The sequence below is a fragment of the Stenotrophomonas sp. RIT-551 genome (assembly GCF_026241915.1).
Taxonomy (GTDB): Bacteria; Pseudomonadota; Gammaproteobacteria; order Xanthomonadales; family Xanthomonadaceae; genus Stenotrophomonas; species Stenotrophomonas bentonitica_A.
The window spans coordinates 467,591-486,415 of sequence record NZ_JAPJIU010000001.1; the positions used below are offsets into that span (position 1 = coordinate 467,591).

At 66.0% G+C, this 18,825-nt stretch carries 19 protein-coding genes; 13 read left to right on the top strand and 6 right to left on the bottom strand.

What is annotated here, in order from left to right; all coding sequences use genetic code 11:
• Nucleotides 1–16: 16 nt before the first annotated feature.
• Entirely contained in the window at nt 17–928 is a 912-nt protein-coding gene (gene hemC / locus ORK51_RS01950; protein ID WP_070426003.1) for a hydroxymethylbilane synthase, read from the top strand.
• Between the two features lie 102 nt (nt 929–1,030).
• Here hemC and ORK51_RS01955 read toward each other — a convergent pair whose 3' ends face one another.
• Together ORK51_RS01955 and ORK51_RS01960 are read right to left on the bottom strand one after the other, a co-directional pair.
• The gene (locus ORK51_RS01955; RefSeq protein ID WP_019183617.1) at nt 1,031–1,807 is read right to left on the bottom strand and encodes a DUF481 domain-containing protein; all 777 of its coding nucleotides are present in this window, start codon (nt 1,805–1,807) and stop codon (nt 1,031–1,033) included.
• Nucleotides 1,808–1,928: 121 nt separating this feature from the next.
• Entirely contained in the window at nt 1,929–2,540 is a 612-nt protein-coding gene (locus tag ORK51_RS01960) for a hypothetical protein (protein ID WP_070426002.1), read from the bottom strand.
• 90 nt (nt 2,541–2,630) lie between these two features.
• On the opposite strand from ORK51_RS01960, the gene ORK51_RS01965 reads away from it, so the two are divergent.
• Nucleotides 2,631–3,596, top strand: coding sequence for a helix-turn-helix transcriptional regulator (locus tag ORK51_RS01965; protein WP_019183619.1), 966 nt, complete (start codon nt 2,631–2,633; stop codon nt 3,594–3,596).
• Nucleotides 3,597–3,708: 112 nt separating this feature from the next.
• Entirely contained in the window at nt 3,709–4,503 is a 795-nt protein-coding gene (locus ORK51_RS01970) for a MetQ/NlpA family ABC transporter substrate-binding protein (protein WP_070426001.1), read from the top strand.
• Nucleotides 4,504–4,575: 72 nt separating this feature from the next.
• On the opposite strand, the gene glpK is transcribed toward ORK51_RS01970, so the two are convergent.
• The 3 genes from glpK to ORK51_RS01985 all read right to left on the bottom strand — a co-directional run bounded on the left by glpK (nt 4,576) and on the right by ORK51_RS01985 (nt 8,399).
• On the bottom strand, nt 4,576–6,075 hold the full coding sequence (gene glpK, locus ORK51_RS01975) for a glycerol kinase GlpK (RefSeq protein ID WP_070471885.1): 1,500 nt from the start codon (nt 6,073–6,075) through the stop codon (nt 4,576–4,578).
• A gap of 47 nt (nt 6,076–6,122) precedes the next feature.
• Nucleotides 6,123–7,616, bottom strand: coding sequence for a glycerol-3-phosphate dehydrogenase (glpD, locus tag ORK51_RS01980; RefSeq protein ID WP_070425999.1), 1,494 nt, complete (start codon nt 7,614–7,616; stop codon nt 6,123–6,125).
• 150 nt (nt 7,617–7,766) lie between these two features.
• Nucleotides 7,767–8,399 carry an OmpW/AlkL family protein gene (locus ORK51_RS01985; protein WP_019183623.1) on the bottom strand — a complete coding sequence of 211 codons (633 nt, stop codon included), beginning with the start codon at nt 8,397–8,399 and terminating at the stop codon, nt 7,767–7,769.
• A gap of 192 nt (nt 8,400–8,591) precedes the next feature.
• Between ORK51_RS01985 and ORK51_RS01990 the strand changes: the two genes are divergently transcribed.
• The 4 genes from ORK51_RS01990 (at nt 8,592) to lpdA (ending at nt 12,825) form a co-directional block, all read left to right on the top strand.
• Entirely contained in the window at nt 8,592–9,113 is a 522-nt protein-coding gene (locus tag ORK51_RS01990; protein WP_266083716.1) for a DNA-deoxyinosine glycosylase, read from the top strand.
• Nucleotides 9,114–9,313: 200 nt separating this feature from the next.
• Nucleotides 9,314–10,717 (top strand): dihydrolipoyllysine-residue acetyltransferase, encoded by a 1,404-nt coding sequence (aceF, locus tag ORK51_RS01995; RefSeq protein ID WP_070425996.1) that lies wholly within the window; start codon nt 9,314–9,316, stop codon nt 10,715–10,717.
• A 66-nt stretch (nt 10,718–10,783) separates the two neighbouring features.
• Nucleotides 10,784–10,996 carry a hypothetical protein gene (locus ORK51_RS02000; protein WP_266083718.1) on the top strand — a complete coding sequence of 71 codons (213 nt, stop codon included), beginning with the start codon at nt 10,784–10,786 and terminating at the stop codon, nt 10,994–10,996.
• A 17-nt stretch (nt 10,997–11,013) separates the two neighbouring features.
• Nucleotides 11,014–12,825 carry a dihydrolipoyl dehydrogenase gene (lpdA, locus tag ORK51_RS02005; RefSeq protein WP_019183627.1) on the top strand — a complete coding sequence of 604 codons (1,812 nt, stop codon included), beginning with the start codon at nt 11,014–11,016 and terminating at the stop codon, nt 12,823–12,825.
• Nucleotides 12,826–13,131: 306 nt separating this feature from the next.
• Here the strand turns inward: lpdA and ORK51_RS02010 are convergent, their stop codons facing one another.
• Nucleotides 13,132–13,950, bottom strand: a complete 819-nt coding sequence (locus ORK51_RS02010) for a TonB-dependent receptor (RefSeq protein WP_070425993.1) — start codon at nt 13,948–13,950, stop codon at nt 13,132–13,134.
• Between the two features lie 542 nt (nt 13,951–14,492).
• Here ORK51_RS02010 and ORK51_RS02015 point away from each other — a divergent pair.
• The 6 genes from ORK51_RS02015 (at nt 14,493) to atpA (ending at nt 18,763) form a co-directional block, all read left to right on the top strand.
• Nucleotides 14,493–14,861: a hypothetical protein gene (locus tag ORK51_RS02015; RefSeq protein WP_026069845.1), complete on the top strand. Its 369-nt coding sequence runs from the start codon at nt 14,493–14,495 to the stop codon at nt 14,859–14,861.
• 33 nt (nt 14,862–14,894) lie between these two features.
• Complete coding sequence (atpB, locus tag ORK51_RS02020; protein WP_046273137.1) at nt 14,895–15,689, top strand: F0F1 ATP synthase subunit A; 795 nt, start codon at nt 14,895–14,897, stop codon at nt 15,687–15,689.
• Nucleotides 15,690–15,755: 66 nt separating this feature from the next.
• A complete protein-coding gene (atpE, locus tag ORK51_RS02025; RefSeq protein ID WP_017354883.1) occupies nt 15,756–16,058 on the top strand; it encodes a F0F1 ATP synthase subunit C in 303 nt (100 codons plus the stop codon).
• Nucleotides 16,059–16,169: 111 nt separating this feature from the next.
• Nucleotides 16,170–16,640, top strand: a complete 471-nt coding sequence (locus tag ORK51_RS02030; RefSeq protein WP_019183632.1) for a F0F1 ATP synthase subunit B — start codon at nt 16,170–16,172, stop codon at nt 16,638–16,640.
• A 3-nt stretch (nt 16,641–16,643) separates the two neighbouring features.
• The gene (locus ORK51_RS02035) at nt 16,644–17,171 is read left to right on the top strand and encodes a F0F1 ATP synthase subunit delta (RefSeq protein ID WP_019183633.1); all 528 of its coding nucleotides are present in this window, start codon (nt 16,644–16,646) and stop codon (nt 17,169–17,171) included.
• 44 nt (nt 17,172–17,215) lie between these two features.
• Nucleotides 17,216–18,763, top strand: coding sequence for a F0F1 ATP synthase subunit alpha (gene atpA, locus ORK51_RS02040; protein WP_019183634.1), 1,548 nt, complete (start codon nt 17,216–17,218; stop codon nt 18,761–18,763).
• The last annotated feature ends 62 nt before the right edge of the window (nt 18,764–18,825 follow it).

Sequence of the window (18,825 nt, forward strand, 5' to 3'; positions counted from 1 at the left end):
CGTCGATAATGGCGCCATGAAGACCCTGCGCATCGCCACCCGAAAGAGCCCGCTTGCCCTGTGGCAGAGCGAATACGTCGCCGACCGCCTGCGCCAGGCGCACCCGGGGCTGGAGGTGGTGTTGATCCCGATGAGCACCCGCGGCGATGAGGTGCTGGACCGCTCGCTGGCGGCGATCGGCGGCAAGGGCCTGTTCCTCAAGGAACTGGAACTGGCGATGCTGCGTGGCGAAGCGGATTGCGCCGTGCACTCGCTCAAGGACGTGCCGATGGAACTGGACGCGCCCTTCGCGCTGCCAGCCATGCTGACCCGTCACGACGCGGCCGACGGGTTCATTTCAAATCTGTACGCCTCGCTGGAGGCATTGCCGATCGGGGCCCGGGTGGGCACCTCGTCGCTGCGCCGCCAGGCCCAGCTGCGCGCGCTGCGCCCGGATCTTGAGCTGCAGGACCTGCGCGGCAACGTCAACACGCGCCTGGCCAAGCTCGACAACGGCGGTTACGACGCGATCGTGCTGGCGGTCGCCGGGCTGGAACGCCTGGGCCTGGGCCACCGTATCGTGGCGCGCCTGGCCGCCCCGGACTGGTTGCCGGCCCCGGCGCAGGGCGCAGTCACGGTGGAGTGCAACGGCGAGGACGCGGCGGTGATGGGCCTGTTCGCTGCGCTGGACGATGCCGACACGCGTGCCTGCGTGGAAGCCGAGCGCGCCATGAACCGCGCGCTGCACGGCAGCTGCCATGTACCGGTAGCGGGGTTCGCGCAGTGGGAAGGGGAGAATCTGTTCCTGCAGGGCCTGGTCGGCGGGGTCGCCGATGGCCGCATCGTGCGTGCCCAGGCGCGTGGCCCAGCCAGTGACCCGGAAACGCTGGGCCAGCGCGTCGCGCGCGGGCTGCTCGATGCCGGCGCCGGGGAACTGCTCGCGGTGTAGTGCCGGCCGCTGGCCGACATTCCAGATCGCGCGAGGTTCCCGGCTAGCCGGCCAGCGGCCGGCACTACGTCACGATGGCGGGCGCACCGGCGCCCGCAGCGATTACTTGAACTTGTAGACCACGTTCATCGTGGTCAGCGTGTCGGTCTTGCGCTTGTCATCGGCGACGTCGCTGTTGTGACGCGCCTGCCAGCCGGCCTTCAGCGCCAGATGCTCGTTCATGCTCACCGATACGCCGAAATCGTTCTGCGCGAAGGTGTTGTACGAGCCCGATTCGACCAGCAGCGTGTTCACCAGGTCGGTGTTCGGGGTCAGCGTGTACTTGAGATCGAACAGGCCGCGGCCGATCAGGCCGGTACGGGTCGAGTCGTCTTCGGTGTTGTGGGTGCGGCGCACACCCGGACCGATCTGCGCGTCCATGTAGAAGCGCTCGGCGTCGATGATCCGGGTGCCGTAACCGAGACCGAACGAGCTCTGGCGGTCGTAGGTGGCGAAATCGTCGCGCTCGTAACGCACCGTGGCGGTGATCTGGCGGTGTTCGCCCAGCTGCAGCGCGCTGCCGGCGCTGCCGGTGTAGCGGTTGGCGGTGGTGTTGCGGCGGCGGATGGTGGTGCCGTCGTCGTTGGTATCGGTGTACTCCGAGCGCGAGCGCAGGCCGAACAGGTCCATGCTGTGCACCCAGTCATCATCGGTGTAGCGCAGGCGCAGACGACCGTTGAAGCTCTCGGTATTGCTGTTGCCGCGGGCCGAGGCAAAGCCCAGTTCGCCGCCACTGCCGCTCCAGGGGGAGGTCATCGCCGCCAGTTCGGCAACGTCCTGTGCATAAACCGCCGGGGCGCAGAGCAGCAGGGGAACAAGCAACGAAACGCGCAGGGACATCAACGGTTCTCCGTGATCGGACAAGGGGGAGGGACAACAAGGGGGGGATGATACTTGATGCGTTCCACGTCACATTCGGCGATGGGCCGGGGCTTTAGGACCCGTTCGGCCTCGCCCCTGTTCAGGGAATATCGATCCGCAGCGCGGCGTCGTCGAAGCGCGAGTAGGTCACGGTGATCCGGAACGGCTGCCCGTTGGTCTGGCCCTTGCGCTCGATCTGCACCGGTAGGCCCTGTGCATTGACCCAGTACAGCAGGCCATCGGGCGCTGCGGTCGCGTGGCGCACCTCGTATTTATGGGCGCGCTGGCCGCCGGCGCGTTCTTCGCCGAGGTCGCGCACCTGCAGCTGCGCCGGCTCCAGATCGGCGGGCAACGGATTGCGCCACTGGGCCAGCATCCCTTCGGGCACCGGGATCTGGCGCACTTCGCCGGCACGCTGCAGGAAGAAGGTGCCGCCGATGATGGTCTGCGGGCCATCCTCGGTGACGAGGCGGTAGCGGTCCGGGGCCACGTAGTCCATCTGCGCCTCCACCGCGCGCGGGCCCTGCATCTTCATCACCGCATGGAAGCTGCGCAGCTGGCCGAAGCGCTGGCTGGCGGCCAGCACCGTGCCGACCGGATCGGCGGCCGGTGCGGTCGCGGCAGGCACCGCAGCCACGGGCGTTTCAGTGCGCCCACAGCCGCTGGGCAGCAGGGCGGCGGCGGACAGGGCAAGGACGGGCAACAGGCGCATGACGGGCGGCAGCAGGCGATGGGGGCCCCACGATAGCCGAAGATGCAGCCGAAGCCGCCACAACGACGGCGACTCGGACATAATCGGGTCATGGACCGATATGAACGCATCAACGCCCTGCATCGCCTGCTCAAGTCCGCCCGTTACCCGGTAACGGTGGCGGCCCTGCAGGAAAAACTGGAGTGTTCCCGCGCGACTGTCTACCGCGACCTGGCCTTCCTGCGCGATGCGCTGATGGCGCCGGTGGAAGGCGATGGCGAGGCGGGCTTCCGCTACCAGGCCGACGAAAGCGACCGCTTCGAGCTGCCGGGCTTGTGGCTCAGCTCGGAAGAGCTGCACGCGCTGCTGGCCTCCCAGCACCTGCTCTCGCGTACGGGCGGCGGCGTGTTGTCCTCGGTGCTGGCCCCGCTGCAGCAGCGCATCGAAGGGCTGCTGGCGGCGCAGGCCGGTGTCTCCAGCTGGCCGGTCGACCGGGTCCGGGTCATTCCGCACCGCGGGCGCAAATTCGATGAGGCCAGCTTCCGCGCGGTGGCCTCGGCGGTGCTGGAGCGCAAGCAGCTGGCCTTCGAGTACCGGGCCCGCTCCACCGACGAGGCGACCCAGCGCACCGTGTCGCCGCAGCGCATGACCCACTATCGCGACAACTGGTACCTCGATGCGTGGGACCACGGCCGCGAAGGCCTGCGCAGCTTCGCCGTGGACCGCATCTACAAGGCCCGCGTGATCGATACCACCGCGCGCGATGTGGATGAGAGCGAGCTGGACGAGCAGCTGGGCGCCAGCTACGGCATCTTCTCCGGACCGCCCAAGGGCTGGGCCACGATCGTCTTCAGTGCCAAGGCCGCACGCTGGGTGGCCGATGAGCATTGGCATTCCAAGCAGCAGGGCCGTTTCCTGCCCGATGGCCGCTACGAGCTGAAACTGCCTTACAGCGTCTCGCGTGAGCTGCTGATGGACGTGCTGCACTACGGCTCGGACGCGGAGATCGTCGAGCCGGTGATGCTGCGCGAACAGGCCAAGGCCCTGCTGGCCCTGGCGCTGACCAGCTACGAGTAAGCCGGCCCGGCCGGCATCGGCTCATGCCGTGGGGTCATATGCCCCGGATTCCGCAAGGGCGGGGCGTGCGGTATCGTGGGGCGTTGCTGCCCCTACGGATTCCGCTGCCCCCATGAAAAAGTACCTGCTGCTCCCGTTGCTTGCCGCCTCGCTGGCCCTGTCCGCCTGTGGCAAGCCGGCCCATGATTCCCAGAAGCTGGTGGTCGCGGCCACCGCGGTGCCGCACGCCGAGATCCTGGCCGTGGTCAAGCCGATCCTGGAGAAGGAGGGGCTGACCCTGGAGGTGCGCGTGTTCAACGATTACGTGCAGCCCAATGACCAGCTGGTGCAGAAGCAGGTCGACGTGAACTACTTCCAGACCGAGCCCTACCTGGACGCCTACAACCGCGACCGCAAGACCGACCTGGTCAAGGTGATCGGCGTGCATATCGAGCCCTTCGGTGCGTACTCGCGCCGCTTCAAATCGCTCGATGCGCTGCCCAACGGCGCCGACGTGGTGATCCCCAACGACCCGAGCAACAACAGCCGCGCGCTGATCCTGCTGCACAAGGCCGGCGTGATCACGCTCAAGGACCCGACCAATGCGTTGGCGACCCAGCGCGACATCACCGCCAACCCGAAGCAGCTCAAGTTCCGCGAGCTGGACTCGGCGATGCTGCCGCGCGTGCTGGACCAGGTCGATCTGGCCCTGATCAACACCAACTACGCGCTGGATGCCGGGCTCAACCCGACCCAGGATGCGCTGGCGATCGAGAGCAAGGATTCGCCGTACGTGAACTTCCTCGTTGCCCGCCCGGACAACAAGGACGATGCCCGCGTACAGCAGCTGGCCAAGGCCCTGACCGGCCCGGAAGTGAAGGCCTTCATCGCCGAGAAGTACAAGGGTGCGGTCCTCCCGGCATTCTGACCGGCACCCACGGTAGCGCCACGCCATGCGTGGCTGGCCGCGCCCGCGCGGCAATGATCGCCGACGCGGGCGTCACCCCACGCGGAAGCCCATCGTCGCTTCCACCGCCTGCTGCCAGCCGCGGTACAGCGCCTCGCGCTGATCCGTCGGCATCTGCGGGGTGAAGCGGCGGTCCACCGCCCACTGTTCGGCGATCTCCGCCCGGCTGCTCCAGAAGCCGGTGGCCAGCCCGGCCAGATACGCGGCGCCCAGCGCGGTGGTCTCGGCCACCTGCGGGCGCAGCACCGGCACGCCCAGGATGTCGCTCTGGAACTGCGCCATGAAGTCATTGGCGATCGCACCGCCATCGGCGCGCAGTTCCTTCAGCTCGATGCCCGCATCGGCCTGCATCGCCGCCAGCACATCGCGGGTCTGGTACGCCATGGATTCCACCGCCGCGCGGATGAAGTGTTCCTTGGTGGTGCCGCGGGTCAGGCCGAACATCGCGCCACGCACATCGCTGCGCCAGTACGGTGCGCCCAGTCCCACGAACGCCGGCACCAGGTACACGCCACCGTTGTCGGCGGCCCGCTCGGCGTACGCTTGGCAATCGCTGGATTTGCCGAACATGCGCAGCCCATCGCGCAGCCACTGCACCACCGAGCCGGCGACGAAGATCGAGCCTTCCAGTGCGTATTCCACGCGGCCATCGATGCCCCAGGCGATGGTGGTGAGCAGCCCGTTCTCGGATACCACCGCCTTGTCGCCGGTGTTCATCAGCATGAAACAGCCGGTGCCGTAGGTGTTCTTGGCCATGCCCGGCTCGAAGCAGGCCTGGCCGAACAGCGCGGCCTGCTGATCCCCTGCGATGCCGGCGATGGGCAGGTGCTGGTCGAAAAAGAACTGCGCCTGGGTGGTGGCATACACCTCGCTGGAGCTGCGGACCTGCGGCAGCATCGCGCGTGGAATGTTGAACAGCGCCAGCAGCTCATCGTCCCACTGCAGCGCATGGATATCGAACAGCAGCGTGCGCGCGGCATTGGTCACGTCGGTGACGTGCGCCTGGCCGCCACTGAGGTTCCAGATCAGCCAGCTGTCGATGGTGCCGAACAGCAGCTCGCCGCGTTCGGCACGTGCCTGCGCGCCCTCGACGTGATCGAGGATCCAGCGGATCTTGGTCGCGGAAAAATAGGCATCGATCAGCAGCCCGGTCCTGCGCCGGATCAGCGGCTCGTGGCCGTCGGCCTTGAGCTGCTCGCAGATCGCATGGCTCTGCCGCGACTGCCATACCACCGCGTTATGGATCGGCTGGCCGGTGGCCTTGTCCCAGACCACGGTGGTCTCGCGCTGGTTGGTGATGCCGATCCCGGCGATCGTGCGCGGGTCCACCTGGTGGCGGTTCAACAGTTCGGTGATCGTGGTGTAGACGCTGGTCAGGATCTCGCGCGGATCGTGCTCGACCCAGCCCGGCTGGGGGAAGATCTGGGTGAACTCGCGCTGCGCGCTGCCGGCGATGCGCCCGGCACGATCAAACAGCATGGCGCGCGAACTGGTCGTGCCCTGGTCGATGGCGAGCACGTAGTGCTTGTCCATGGTCTGCTCCGTGGAATCGATGCCGTGAGGCGTGACAGACATACAGCCTACGGCATCGAAACGCGCGCCTGCACGGTGGCCGCCACGGCCTCGCGCTGTGCAGCGTCCAGCCGCAGGCCGAGATGGCTGCGGCGCCACAGCACGTCCTCGGCGGTGCTTACCCATTCGTGCGTGATCAGGTAGTCCAGCTCGCGCTCGTGCAGGCCGCCGCCATGGTCCTGGCCCAATGCGTCGCGTGTCTGGGCGCCGGCAAGCAGGCCGCTTGCGCGCGTGCCGTAGCTGGCGGCCAGGCGCTGGAGCAGGGCAGGGGGCAGGTGAGGATGATCGCGCTGCAGGGTCTCCGCCACCTGTACCGCGTTGCCACCGTCGCCACCGGGCAGCGGTGGCCCGCCGGCCGTCCAGGCCGCTCCCATCGCCGGCAGCGAGGGTGACAGGCGCCCAAGCGCTTCCTCGGCCAATGCGCGATACGTGGTGAGTTTGCCGCCCAGCACGCTCAGCAGCGGGGCGCCGGCGGTGTCCAGCTCCAGCCGGTAATCGCGGGTGACCTGCGATGCAGCGCGATGATGATCGGCCAGCAGCGGGCGCACGCCGCTGTAGCGCCAGACGATGTCATCGGCCTCGACCGGCACGCGCAGGAACCGGTTCACCGCATCAAGCAGATAGGCCTGCTCCTCCGCGCGCGGTTTGACCCACGCCGGATCACCGTCGTAATCGGTGTCGGTGGTGCCGATCAGGGTGAAGTCCTGCTCGAACGGGATCGCGAACACCACGCGCTGGTCGGGCTGCTGGAACAGGTAGGCGCTGTCATGTGCGAACAGGCGCGGCACCACCAGGTGGCTGCCCTGCACGAGCCGCAGCCCGAGCGGTGCATCCAGCCCCGCGCGCTGCAGCACCGTGCCGGCCCAGGGGCCGCTGGCGTTGACCACGCAGCGGGCGCGGATGCGCTGCACGTCGCCGCTGGCCGTACGCAGCACCGCCCACCAGTGGTCGCGGTGGCGGATCAACTGTTCGCAGCGGGTGCGGGTGCGGATATCGGCACCGCGCTCGTGTGCATCCAGTGCGTTGAGTACCACCAGCCGGGCATCGTTGACGCGGGCGTCCGCATACGTGAAGCCGGTCCGGTAGCCCGGCTGCAACGTCTCGCCGCGGGGATCGCGTTGCAGGTCGATGCGCTGCGAGGGCGGGAAATGCGGATTGGGGCGGCCCAGGTGGTCGTACAGCCACAGGCCGGCACGCAGCATCCAGGCCGGGCGCAGATGGCGCGCATGCGGCAGCACGAACGTGGTCGGGGCAATGAGGTGCGGGGCGAGCTGGCGCAGCGTTTCGCGTTCGTTGAGCGCCTTGCGCACCAACGCGACTTCACCCTGCTGAAGGTAGCGCAGGCCACCGTGGATCAGCTTGGTGCTGGCGCTGGAGGTGTGGGCGGCCAGGTCATCCTGCTCGCACAGACATACCGAGAGCCCGCGCCCGGCCGCATCCCGCGCGATCCCGGCGCCATTGATGCCGCCGCCCACCACCAGCATGTCGAAGGACTCGCGCATCGGCTCCCCGGGGCGGATCGGCGTGGTCCGCCGTGGTGGCCAGTGTCGGGCAGTGGTCGGCAACGCCCGATGAAAGTCGCGGGCCCCACAACGACAACGGGCCCGCAAGGGGCCCGTTGTGCGTACTGCGTGGTGCGGGAAAAGGCGTGCTTAGAAGCGCGCGCCGATGCCGAAGCCCACGGTCCACGGATCCAGCTTGGCCTTGTCGCCGGTGCCTTCGCCGTTGACGGTCAGTTCCGGGCGCGAATGCATGTAGCGGGCATCGGCGCGGGCGAACCAGGTGCTGTTGATGTTCATGTCCACGCCGACGGTGCCGATCGCGCCCTTGGCGGTCTTCACACCGATGTGGCCGATGTCGCTGGCGAGGTCTTCATTGCTGAAGTTGGACTCGTAGTAACCGGCGCCCACGAACGGGCGGAACACGTTGTCGGCCTGGCCGAAGTGGTACTGGCCGCTCAGCGCGATCGGCTGCTGCTCGACGGTGCCCAGGCGGGCGCCATCGGTGCCGCGCACGCGGTGGTCGAACTTGTCCGCTGCGCCCCACAGTTCCACGGCCCAGTTGTCGTTGATGTAGTAGCTGAAGCTCAGGGTCGGGGCCGGGCCACCGTCCACCTTGCGCACGCCGTCCAGCGGGTCGTTCTTCGGCTGCAGCAGCGAGACGCCGCCGACCACGGCGAAGTGCTTGCCGGACGCGGTATCAACGGTGCTGTCCTGCGCGAAAGCAGCCGGCGCAAAAGCAAGAGCAGTCAGGGTAGCCAGGGTCAGAGTACGGATGGAGCGCATGGGGGAATCTCCTCAGGATGTTTTTGTTCTGGGCCCCGGTGTTGTGGGGCGAGGCAACCGTAGTCCCCGCAATATGAATCGCATCCGACGCGCGTTAAATTTTAGTTGTTTCCATTCAGCGATCAGTGCGAAACCGCTGTATTTCCGGGTGATCATGCAACCTCCGACATTCATGCATCTGGTGGCCGTGTGATGGAAACAACCCGCTGCATCGGCTTTCCTGCGCAGCTGAATGCAGGATGCCGCGTGCTGGTGCTCGGCTCGATGCCCGGCGTGGCGTCGCTGCAGGCCGCGCAGTACTACGCGCATCCGCGCAATCGTTTCTGGCCGTTGATGGGCGTGCTGTGCGGGATCGACGCAACGGTTCCTTATCCCGATCGCATGCATGCATTGAACGCGACCGGCGTGGGCGTGTGGGATGTGATCGGGCAGTGCGAACGACGCGGCAGCCTGGATGCGTCGATCGTGCGTGGCAGTGAAGTCCCCAATGCGCTGGGCGCACTGATCGAGGGACTGCCCTCGCTGTGCGCGATCGCCTGCAATGGCGGCACCGCCTACCGCGCGTTCCAGCGGTTCATCGCGCCCGCGCTTGTCGGACCGGCGCAGGCGTTGCCGGTCTGGTCGCTGCCCTCCACCAGCCCCGCCAATGCGGCCTGGCCGCTGCCCCGGCTGGTGCAGGCGTGGCAGCCGCTGGTCGATGCCGTGTGCCGCTGAGGCGGGGACAGCGGCGGACAATACGGTACCGACTGGAAAATTCCGCTTTGCACTGTGCCAAGCCGAATCCGGCCAAAGCAGATGCCTGCAACAGCCTGTCCCGGGACAGGGGGGCGGAAAATTCGCCAAGCCGGTTGGCGCTGGCGCGCGATACCCCCACAATAGGCGATTCCCTACACCAGATTGCCGGAGTTTTCCCCATGGCCGAAATCAAGGAAGCACTTGTCCCCGATATCGGTGACTACAGCGATATCCCGGTAATCGAGGTGCTGGTCGCCGTTGGAGATACCGTCAAGAAAGACCAGGGTCTGGTGACGCTGGAATCGGACAAGGCCACGATGGAAGTGCCGTCCTCGGTGGCCGGTATCGTCAAGGAAATCAAGGTCAAGGTCGGCGACAACCTCTCCGAGGGCAAGCTCGTGGCCCTGATCGAAGTCAGCGAAGAGGCCGTCGCGCCGGCCGCTGCTGCTGCCCCGGCCCCGGCCGCCAAGACCGAAGCGGCCGAGACCGCGACCAAGGTCGAGCCCGTCGCCGCCCCGGCCGAGCCGGACAAGCTGGCCGCCCGTGACATCGAACAGTCCGCCGCCAAGCCGACCCAGCCGGCCCCGGCCGCTGCTGCCCCGTCGGGCGGCTCGCCGACCAGCCCGCCGGTCGCCTTCAACGCCGACAGCGTGCTGCCGCAGAAGGTGCCCTACGCATCGCCGGCCGTGCGCGTGTTCGCCCGCGAGCTGGGCGTGGACCTGAACCAGCTGAGCGGCACCGAGAAGGGTGGCCGCATCACCAAGTCCGACGTGCAGAAGTTCGTCAAGTCGGCCCTGGCCGGCGGCGGCGCTGCCGCTGGCGGCACGGTGGCGGCCGGTGGCGGCCTGAACCTGCTGGCCTGGCCGAAGGTCGACTTCAGCAAGTTCGGTGAGGTCGAGGTCCAGCCGCTGTCGCGCATCAAGAAGATTTCGGGCGCGAACCTGGCCCGCAACTGGGCGATGATTCCGCACGTCACCCAGTTCGAGCAGGCTGACATCACCGAGCTGGAAGCCCTGCGCGTGGCCCTGAACAAGGAAAACGAGAAGGCCGGCATCAAGCTGACCATGCTCGCCTTCCTGGTCAAGGCCAGTGCCGCGGCGCTGAAGAAGTTCCCGGAGTTCAACGCTTCGCTGGATGCCAGCGGCGAGAACCTGACCCTGAAGAAGTACTTCAACATCGGCTTCGCGGCCGATACGCCGAGCGGCCTGGTCGTGCCGGTGATCCGCGATGTCGACAAGAAGGGCGTGGTGCAGATCGCGCAGGAATCCGGCGAACTGGCCAAGAAGGCGCGTGACGGCAAGCTCGGCCCGGCCGACATGAGCGGCGGCTGCTTCTCGATCAGCTCACTGGGCGGCATCGGTGGCACTGCGTTCACCCCGATCGTCAATGCACCGGAAGTGGCCATTCTGGGCGTGTCCAAGTCGTCGATCCAGCCGGTCTGGAACGGCAAGGAATTCGCCCCGAAGCTGATGCTGCCGCTGTCGCTGAGCTATGACCACCGCGTCATCGATGGCGCACTGGCCGCCCGCTTCACCACCTACCTCTCGCAGGTGCTGGCCGACATGCGGCGCGTCCTGCTGTGAAGCAGGGCCTGGTCCTGGCCGGGCTGCTGATGGCGCTGCCGATGGTGCAGCGAGCGCGGGGTGCCGGTGCTGGACGATAACGCGCGGTCCTCCACCGTGGAGGGCCAGCGTTACAGCGGCACCGGCCTGGCGTGTGGTGCGGGCCGGCGGATGATGAAACAGGTGGCGCTGCCGATCCAGGCCAGCGACACCAGGGAAAAGAAGCTCGACCGTCGCTGGAAAGATCTGGACGAGTCGCTCGAAGAACTGCAGCAACTGCTCGGCGGCAAGGCCGGCTGAGCACCAGGAGAACACGAATGGCCGCAATTGAAATCAAGGTTCCCGACATCGGCGATTACAGCGGTGTCCCGGTGATCGAACTGCTGGTCGCCGTGGGTGACACGGTGAAGAAGGACCAGGGTCTGGTCACGCTGGAATCGGACAAGGCAACGCTGGAAGTGCCCTCGTCGGCTGCTGGCGTGGTCAAGGAAATCAAGGTCAAGCTCGGCGACAACCTCTCCGAAGGCGATGTGGTACTGCTGCTGGAGGCTGAAGGTGAGGCGGCTGCACCGGCCGCGCCGGCCAAGGCCGAGGCACCCAAGGCCGACGCACCGGCCAGCAAGCCGCCGGTGACCCCCTCGCACCGCGCCCCGGCCGAACCGGCCGCGCCGCAGCCGGCGTTGTCCTCGGGCAAGCCGGCCGACATCGAGTGCAAGATGGTGGTGCTGGGCGCCGGCCCGGGCGGTTACACCGCTGCTTTCCGCTCGGCCGATCTGGGCGTGGACACCGTACTGGTGGAACGTTATGCCAGCCTCGGTGGCGTCTGCCTCAACGTGGGCTGCATCCCGTCCAAGGCGCTGCTGCATGCCGCCGCAGTGATCGATGAAGTTGCCCATGCCGGTGATTTCGGCGTCGAGTTCGGCAAGCCGACCATCACCCTGGACAAGCTGCGCAGCTACAAGGAAAAGGTGGTCACCCAGCTGACCAAGGGCCTGGCCGGCATGGCCAAGCAGCGCAAGGTGCGCACCGTGCAGGGCTTGGCGAAGTTCGTCTCGGCCAACGAGCTGGAGATCGTCGGCGACGACGGCAAGACCCAGCTGCTGCGCTTCGAGCAGTGCATCATCGCCGCCGGCTCGCAGGCAGTGAAGCTGCCGAACTTCCCGTGGGACGACAAGCGCGTCATGGACTCCACCGATGCGCTGGAACTGGCCGACGTGCCGGGCAAGCTGCTGGTGGTCGGTGGCGGCATCATCGGCCTGGAAATGGCGACCGTGTACGGTGCGCTGGGCAGTGAAGTGACCGTGGTCGAATTCATGGACCAGCTGATGCCGGGCGCCGACAAGGACCTGGTCAAGCCGCTGGCCGACCGCCTGAAGAAGCAGGGCATCGTGGTGCACCTCAAGACCAAGGCGACCGACGTCAAGGCCGACAAGGCCGGCATCACCGTGTCCTTCGAAGCCGCCGTGGAAGGCGAAAAGCCGGGTCTGGAGGCAACCACCTTCGACCGCGTGCTGGTCGCCGTGGGCCGCTCGCCGAACGGCAAGAAGATCGATGCCGAGAAGGCCGGCGTGCAGGTCACCGACCGTGGCTTCATCCCGGCCGACCGCCAGATGCGCACCAACGTGCCGCACATCTTTGCGATCGGCGACATCGTCGGCAACCCGATGCTGGCCCACAAGGCCACGCACGAGGGCAAGCTGGCCGCGGAAGTGGCCGCCGGCGAGAAGAAGGAATGGGTGGCGCGCGTGATTCCGTCGGTGGCCTACACCAACCCGGAAATCGCGTGGGTCGGCGTGACCGAAACCGAAGCCAAGGCCAAGGGCCTGAAGGTCGGCGTAGCCAAGTTCCCGTGGGCCGCCAGCGGCCGCGCGATCGGCATCGGCCGTACCGAGGGCTTCACCAAGCTGATCTTCGACGAAGAAACCCACCGCATCATCGGTGGCGCCATTGTCGGCGTGCATGCGGGTGATCTGCTGGCCGAGATCGGTCTGGCGATCGAGATGGGTGCGGAGGCCGAAGACATCGGCCACACCATCCACGCCCATCCGACCCTGAGCGAATCGGTGGCGATGGCCGCGGAGATCTACGACGGCACGATCACCGATCTGTACATGCCGAAGAAGAAGTAATGCAACGAAAAACCCCGGCGAAAGCCGGGGTTTTTTGTTTCTGGTGTTGTCGATCCAGCTTCGCTCGGGCGCCTGGCGCTCTCCTGCAGGCCACCACCGGAACTTGTCGGGGCGGGTACGGATACCCTGTGGGGCGAAATCAAGGAGGAGGTGACGGCCACAGGCCGTCGCCGGGGGACATTCGCCCGACAGGGTATCCGTGCCCGCCACCCGATCACCATGCTGTTGCTCCACCCCAGCAACGCAAAAAAAACGCGGCCCCCGATATCCCGGAGGCCGCGCTTGGAGAGAGGTGTTGCGAAGGGCTTAGAAGACGAAGCTGACGCCTGCCACCGGACCCTTGAACTCCTGCTTCAGACCGATCGTGCCATCGCTGCCGGTCTGATCGACGTCGAGCTTGAACCAGTCGTAGCCGGCGAACACGCCGAAGTTCTTGGTGAAGCGGTAATCGACGATCGCATTGGCACGGCTCAGGTCGCCGTCGTAATCATCGAAGTTGCCCCACTTGGTGTTCAGGTACTGGCCCTGGAAGGTGATCATCCACTTCTCGGACGGGGTGAAGCTCAGGCGTGCACCAACCACCGGGGCGACACCGTCGGCCTTCTCGTCCAGGAACTCGCCCTGGTACAGATCACCGACATCCGCGTAAGCCTTGGTGCTCACCTTGGCGTACTCGGCACCCAGCTGCAGGCCGAGGTCGAACGTGTCGGTGTCCACCACCGAGTAGTCGTACACCAGGCTGGCGACCTGATACTTCAGCTCACCCTTGATGAAGCTGCCGGCCGGCACGTTGGTATCGCCGAAGCTCACACCCTGGTCGAGGGTCTCGCGGCGATCCTTGTCGTACTTGAAGTAGTTGAACAGCAGGCGCTGGCGGTTGCTGATGCGGAACATGCCGTCCACGCGCGGCTCCCATTCCTTGCCACCGAGGCCGAAATCTTCGGAGAAGCCCACATCCTGGCCAGCGATGTTGGTGTTGCCGCGGATCGTGTTGTCCGAATCGATCTGCATCGCACCCAGGCGCAGGGCGAAGCGGTCATCGCCTTCGGCAGCGTGGGACGGAGCGGCGTAGGAAAGCGCGGCCAGTGCGACTGGCACGGCAAGCAGGGAGAGCATCGGGCGCATCGGGGGTCCTTGCGGTGGTTCTAGTGATGTGGCGTCACATTGCCCACTGCGACGTCCACCATTCGTGAAGGTATGGTGGAGGCTGTGTGTACCGTTCATGCACTTTGGCTTACCGCAGGGCGGTTTGCTGGCCGGTTCCGGGGCCGGACCGCGTTACACGCGTTAGCCGCCAGCGTTGTTCGACCCGGCCGCCAGCGCCGCAGGCCGCAAAAAGAGGGTGGCCCCGGAGAGGGCTGCGGGGCCACCCTGTACTGGCCTGCGCGCGGGACGCCGACGAGGATTCAACGGCAGGCTGGTCGTTATGACCGGACCTTGCGACCAAAGTTCAATATGTTGCACCGCCGCATCGCGTGTCGCTTTGCGCAGTGGGATTGGCCCGGTGGTGGAACAGGTTCGCAAGAGCCGCCAACGGCGGGCTTACATCCGGGATGAACAGGCAGCGGTTGTCTCTCAAATTGTCCCATTGCTATAATTTGGCGGCTCGACGAGGCGCTAGCTTGCGACCTCGGCCTTTCCTACTCACAACCATGCAGGACATTCACGTGCTGAACTCCGTTGACGCGGGTCGGCGACTGATGCTGCGCGCAGCGGTTTACCCGCTCGTTGCAGTGGCTGTCCTGGCTCTGGCCCTGCTGCTGTGGGGAGGCCCGAAGGCAGCCCTGGGGGCGTTGCTCTCCGGCGTGGCGGTTTCGGCGGCCGGCTGGGTGGCTGCGCGGATGGCGCTGGGGGGTGGGGTGCAGGCCGCAGGCTCGGCGATGACCCGCCTGATTCTGGCGGTCGTGGCAAAGTGGGTGCTCGTATTCGGCGTCCTGATGGTGGGTTTCCTGGTCTTCAAGCTGCCTGCATTGGCGCTGCTGGCCGGTATCGCCGTCGGATTGATGTTCCAGGTCCTGGCTCTGGCCAGGCGCTGATCCAATTTTCATTTAACTCAAGGTTCCGGACACATGGCAGGCGAGGCGCTGACACCCACCTCCTACATCCAACATCACCTGCACAACCTGACGTTCCATATGCAGGAAGGTGGTTTCTGGGCGATCCACGTCGACACCATCGTGACTTCGGTCCTGATGGGCCTGTTGATGGTGTTCGGCTTCTGGATGGCAACCCGCAAGGCCACCGCCGGCGTCCCGGGCAAGTGGCAGGCGTTCGTCGAGATCTGCCTGGAGTTCGTTGACCGCCAGGCCAAGGACACCTACCACGGCACCAGCAAGCTGGTGACCCCGATCGCGATCACCCTGTTCTTCTGGATCCTCATGATGAATCTCATCAAGATGATCCCGGCCGACTTCATCGCCATGCCGCTGGAAGCCCTCGGCGTGCCGTACTGGAAGCCGGTCCCCACCGCCGACGTCAATGCCACCCTGGGCATGTCGATCAGCGTGTTCTTCCTGATGCTGTTCTTCGCGCTGCGTTCCAAGGGCCTGGGTGGTTTCACCAAGGAATTCCTGACCGCGCCGTTCGGCAAGTGGATGATGCCGTTCAACCTGATCCTCAACATCGTCGAGTGGCTGAGCAAGCCGATTTCGCTGGCGATGCGACTGTTCGGCAACATGTTCGGCGGCGAAATCGTCTTCCTGCTGATCTGGGTGCTGGGCGGTGCGGGTATCGCCGGTGCCATCGCAGGCGGTGCATTCGGCTTGGGCTGGATGCTGTTCCACCTGCTGGTGATTCCGCTGCAGGCGTTCATCTTCATGATGTTGTCCATCGTGTACCTGAGCCTGTCGGAAGACGCTCACTGAGTTTCGCTTCACCCTTCATCCGTTTGTTTCTAAACCCTTAGCTATTCAAAGTTCCAGGAGAAAACCATGTACTTCGCCGTCCTGACCAACCTCGCCCAAGTCCAGAGCTCCACCGTCCTCGCCGTCGGCATCATGATCGGCCTGGCCGCGCTGGGTGCCGGTCTCGGTCTGGCCATCATGGCCGGTAAGTTCCTGGAATCGGCTGCCCGTCAGCCGGAACTGATTCCGGTTCTGCAGGTCCGCATGTTCATCACCGCCGGCCTGATCGACGCCGCGTTCATCATCTCGGTCGCCGTCGGCCTGCTGCTGGCCTTCGCCAACCCGATGATCGGCGAGTTCGTTGCACGCCTGCCGCAGGTTGCTGGTTAATCCAGCAACAGCGAAACGATCAGGCGCCGTGTGCGCCTGATCGCGGATGAAGGATCGGATGCGCCGCCAAGGCGGCCCATCCACCCCGTCACCCCCGATTGAGCGAACCCCATGGATATCGGTTTTACCCTCGTTGCCCAGGGACTGGCGTTTGCCGGTCTGATCTGGATCATCGCGACCAAGATCTGGCCGCCGTTGATGAACGCCATCGAAGAGCGTCAGCAGAAGATCGCTGAAGGCCTCGCCGCTGCCGACCGCAGCCAGAAGGATCTGGCCCAGGCGCAGGAAAAGGTCAACGATGCACTGAAGGATGCGCGCACCAAGGCCAACGAGATCATCGATCAGGCCCACGCACGCGCCAACCAGATCGTTGATGCCGCCAAGAATGAAGCCATCGTCGAAGCCAACCGCCAGAAAGACCTGGCCCACGCCGAGATCGAAGCTGCCGCCAACCGTGCCCGTGAAGATCTGCGCAAGCAGGTGTCCGCCCTGGCCGTGAGCGGTGCCGAAAAGCTGCTCAAGCGCGAAATCGACGCCAACGCCCACAAGGCGCTGCTCGACGAGCTGGCCTCGGAGATCTGATCGATGAGCCAGGCCCTCACGCTTGCACGCCCGTATGCCCGCGCCGCGTTCGCGACCGCGCGCGACGAAGGCACGTTCGCGCCGTGGTCGGACGCGCTTGCGTTCTCCGCCCACGTAGCTGCCGACCCGCGCGTGGCGGCCTTGCTGTCGAACCCGGAACTGGACCGCGACGATGCCGTCGCGATGCTGGTGCCGGAATCGTCCAGCGAGACCTTCGGTCGCTTCCTGGCCATCCTGGCCGATGCGCACCGTCTGCCGCTGCTGCCGGAAATCGCCGGCATGTACGACCAGCTGCGCGCTGAAGCCGAACACGTGGTCAAGGCCACGGTGACCTCGGCCACCGAACTGTCCGGCGCCGAACTGGACGCCATCAAGGCCGCGCTGCGCAAGCGCTTCGGCCGCGAGGTGGACGTGACGACCGCGGTCGATGCGTCGCTGATCGGCGGTGCCGTGATCGACGCCGGCGATGTGGTCATCGATGGCTCGCTCAAGGGCAAGCTGTCGCGCCTGCAGACCGCGCTCGCTAACTGAATTCATTTAACGTCCGGCGTGATTGCCGGCACTAGGACTTGACGATGGCAACCACGCTCAACCCCTCCGAAATCAGCGAACTGATCAAGAACCGCATCGAGAAGGTCAAGCTGGCCGCGGAATCGCGCAACGAAGGCACCGTGACCAGCGTGTCCGACGGCATCGTGCGCATCTTCGGTCTGGCCGACGTGATGCAGGGCGAAATGATCGAACTGCCGAACAACACCTTCGCCCTGGCCCTGAACCTGGAGCGCGACTCGGTCGGCGCCGTGGTCCTGGGTGGCTATGAGCACCTGCGCGAAGGCGACGTCGCCAAGACCACCGGCCGCATCCTGGAAGTGCCGGTCGGTCCGGAAATGCTGGGCCGCGTCGTGAACGCGCTCGGTGAGCCGATCGATGGCAAGGGCCCGATCGCGGCCAAGGCCACCGCGCCGGTGGAGCGCGTTGCGCCGGGCGTGATCTGGCGCAAGTCGGTCGACCAGCCGGTGCAGACCGGTTACAAGTCCGTCGACTCGATGATCCCGATCGGTCGCGGCCAGCGCGAGCTGGTCATCGGTGACCGCCAGACCGGCAAGACCGCCCTGGCCATCGATGCGGTGATCAACCAGAAAGAAACCGGCATCAAGTGCGTGTACGTCGCGATCGGCCAGAAGGCCTCGACCGTGGCCAACATCGTGCGCAAGCTGGAAGAGAACGGCGCCCTGGCGCACACCGTGGTGGTCGCTGCGACCGCGTCCGAATCGGCCGCGATGCAGTACATCAGCGCCTACTCGGGCTGCACCATGGGCGAGTACTTCATGGACCGCGGCGAAGACGCGCTGATCGTGTACGACGATCTGTCCAAGCAGGCTGTCGCCTACCGCCAGATCTCGCTGCTGCTGAAGCGCCCGCCGGGCCGTGAAGCCTACCCGGGTGACGTGTTCTACCTGCACTCCCGCCTGCTCGAGCGCGCTGCCCGCGTGTCCGAAGAGTATGTGGAGAAGTTCACCGACGGCGCCGTCAAGGGCAAGACCGGCTCGCTCACCGCGCTGCCGATCATCGAAACCCAGGCCGGTGACGTCTCGGCCTTCGTGCCGACCAACGTGATCTCGATCACCGACGGCCAGATCTTCCTGGAAACCGATCTGTTCAACTCGGGCATCCGCCCGGCCGTGAACGCCGGTATCTCGGTGTCGCGCGTCGGTGGTGCGGCCCAGACCAAGATCATCAAGAAGCTGTCCGGCGGCATCCGTATCTCGCTGGCCCAGTACCGTGAACTGGCAGCCTTCGCGCAGTTCGCCTCGGACCTGGACGAAGCCACCCGCAAGCAGCTCGAGCGCGGTCAGCGCGTCACCGAGCTGATGAAGCAGAAGCAGTACGCCCCGATGTCCATCGCCAACCAGGCGCTGTCGATCTACGCCGTCAACGAGGGTTACCTCGACGACGTGCCGGTCAACAAGCTGCTGGCGCTGGAAGAAGGTCTGCATGCGCACTTCGCCAACACCCAGGGCGAGCTGATCAGCAAGATCAACGCGACCGGCGGCTGGGACAATGACATCGAAGCTGCCTTCAAGAAGGGCATCACCGAGTTCAAGACCACCGGCAGCTGGTAATACCGGTCCTGTAGAGCGGAGCGTTGCTCCGCTGGGCTGAAAGCAGCGGAGCAACGCTCCGC

What these genes read in the sequence shown, in the direction of transcription:
- ORK51_RS02010 (WP_070425993.1), bottom strand. Translation starts at nt 13,950, where the DNA reads ATGCGCCCGATGCTCTCCCTGCTTGCCGTGCCAGTCGCACTGGCCGCG.
- aceF (WP_070425996.1), top strand. Translation starts at nt 9,314, where the DNA reads ATGGCCGAAATCAAGGAAGCACTTGTCCCCGATATCGGTGACTACAGC.
- ORK51_RS01970 (WP_070426001.1), top strand. Translation starts at nt 3,709, where the DNA reads ATGAAAAAGTACCTGCTGCTCCCGTTGCTTGCCGCCTCGCTGGCCCTG.
- ORK51_RS01985 (WP_019183623.1), bottom strand. Translation starts at nt 8,399, where the DNA reads ATGCGCTCCATCCGTACTCTGACCCTGGCTACCCTGACTGCTCTTGCT.
- hemC (WP_070426003.1), top strand. Translation starts at nt 17, where the DNA reads ATGAAGACCCTGCGCATCGCCACCCGAAAGAGCCCGCTTGCCCTGTGG.
- ORK51_RS01955 (WP_019183617.1), bottom strand. Translation starts at nt 1,807, where the DNA reads ATGTCCCTGCGCGTTTCGTTGCTTGTTCCCCTGCTGCTCTGCGCCCCG.
- atpE (WP_017354883.1), top strand. Translation starts at nt 15,756, where the DNA reads ATGTACTTCGCCGTCCTGACCAACCTCGCCCAAGTCCAGAGCTCCACC.
- ORK51_RS02030 (WP_019183632.1), top strand. Translation starts at nt 16,170, where the DNA reads ATGGATATCGGTTTTACCCTCGTTGCCCAGGGACTGGCGTTTGCCGGT.
- glpD (WP_070425999.1), bottom strand. Translation starts at nt 7,616, where the DNA reads ATGCGCGAGTCCTTCGACATGCTGGTGGTGGGCGGCGGCATCAATGGC.
- ORK51_RS01990 (WP_266083716.1), top strand. Translation starts at nt 8,592, where the DNA reads ATGGAAACAACCCGCTGCATCGGCTTTCCTGCGCAGCTGAATGCAGGA.
- ORK51_RS01960 (WP_070426002.1), bottom strand. Translation starts at nt 2,540, where the DNA reads ATGCGCCTGTTGCCCGTCCTTGCCCTGTCCGCCGCCGCCCTGCTGCCC.
- ORK51_RS01965 (WP_019183619.1), top strand. Translation starts at nt 2,631, where the DNA reads ATGGACCGATATGAACGCATCAACGCCCTGCATCGCCTGCTCAAGTCC.
- glpK (WP_070471885.1), bottom strand. Translation starts at nt 6,075, where the DNA reads ATGGACAAGCACTACGTGCTCGCCATCGACCAGGGCACGACCAGTTCG.
- atpB (WP_046273137.1), top strand. Translation starts at nt 14,895, where the DNA reads ATGGCAGGCGAGGCGCTGACACCCACCTCCTACATCCAACATCACCTG.
- lpdA (WP_019183627.1), top strand. Translation starts at nt 11,014, where the DNA reads ATGGCCGCAATTGAAATCAAGGTTCCCGACATCGGCGATTACAGCGGT.
- ORK51_RS02035 (WP_019183633.1), top strand. Translation starts at nt 16,644, where the DNA reads ATGAGCCAGGCCCTCACGCTTGCACGCCCGTATGCCCGCGCCGCGTTC.
- atpA (WP_019183634.1), top strand. Translation starts at nt 17,216, where the DNA reads ATGGCAACCACGCTCAACCCCTCCGAAATCAGCGAACTGATCAAGAAC.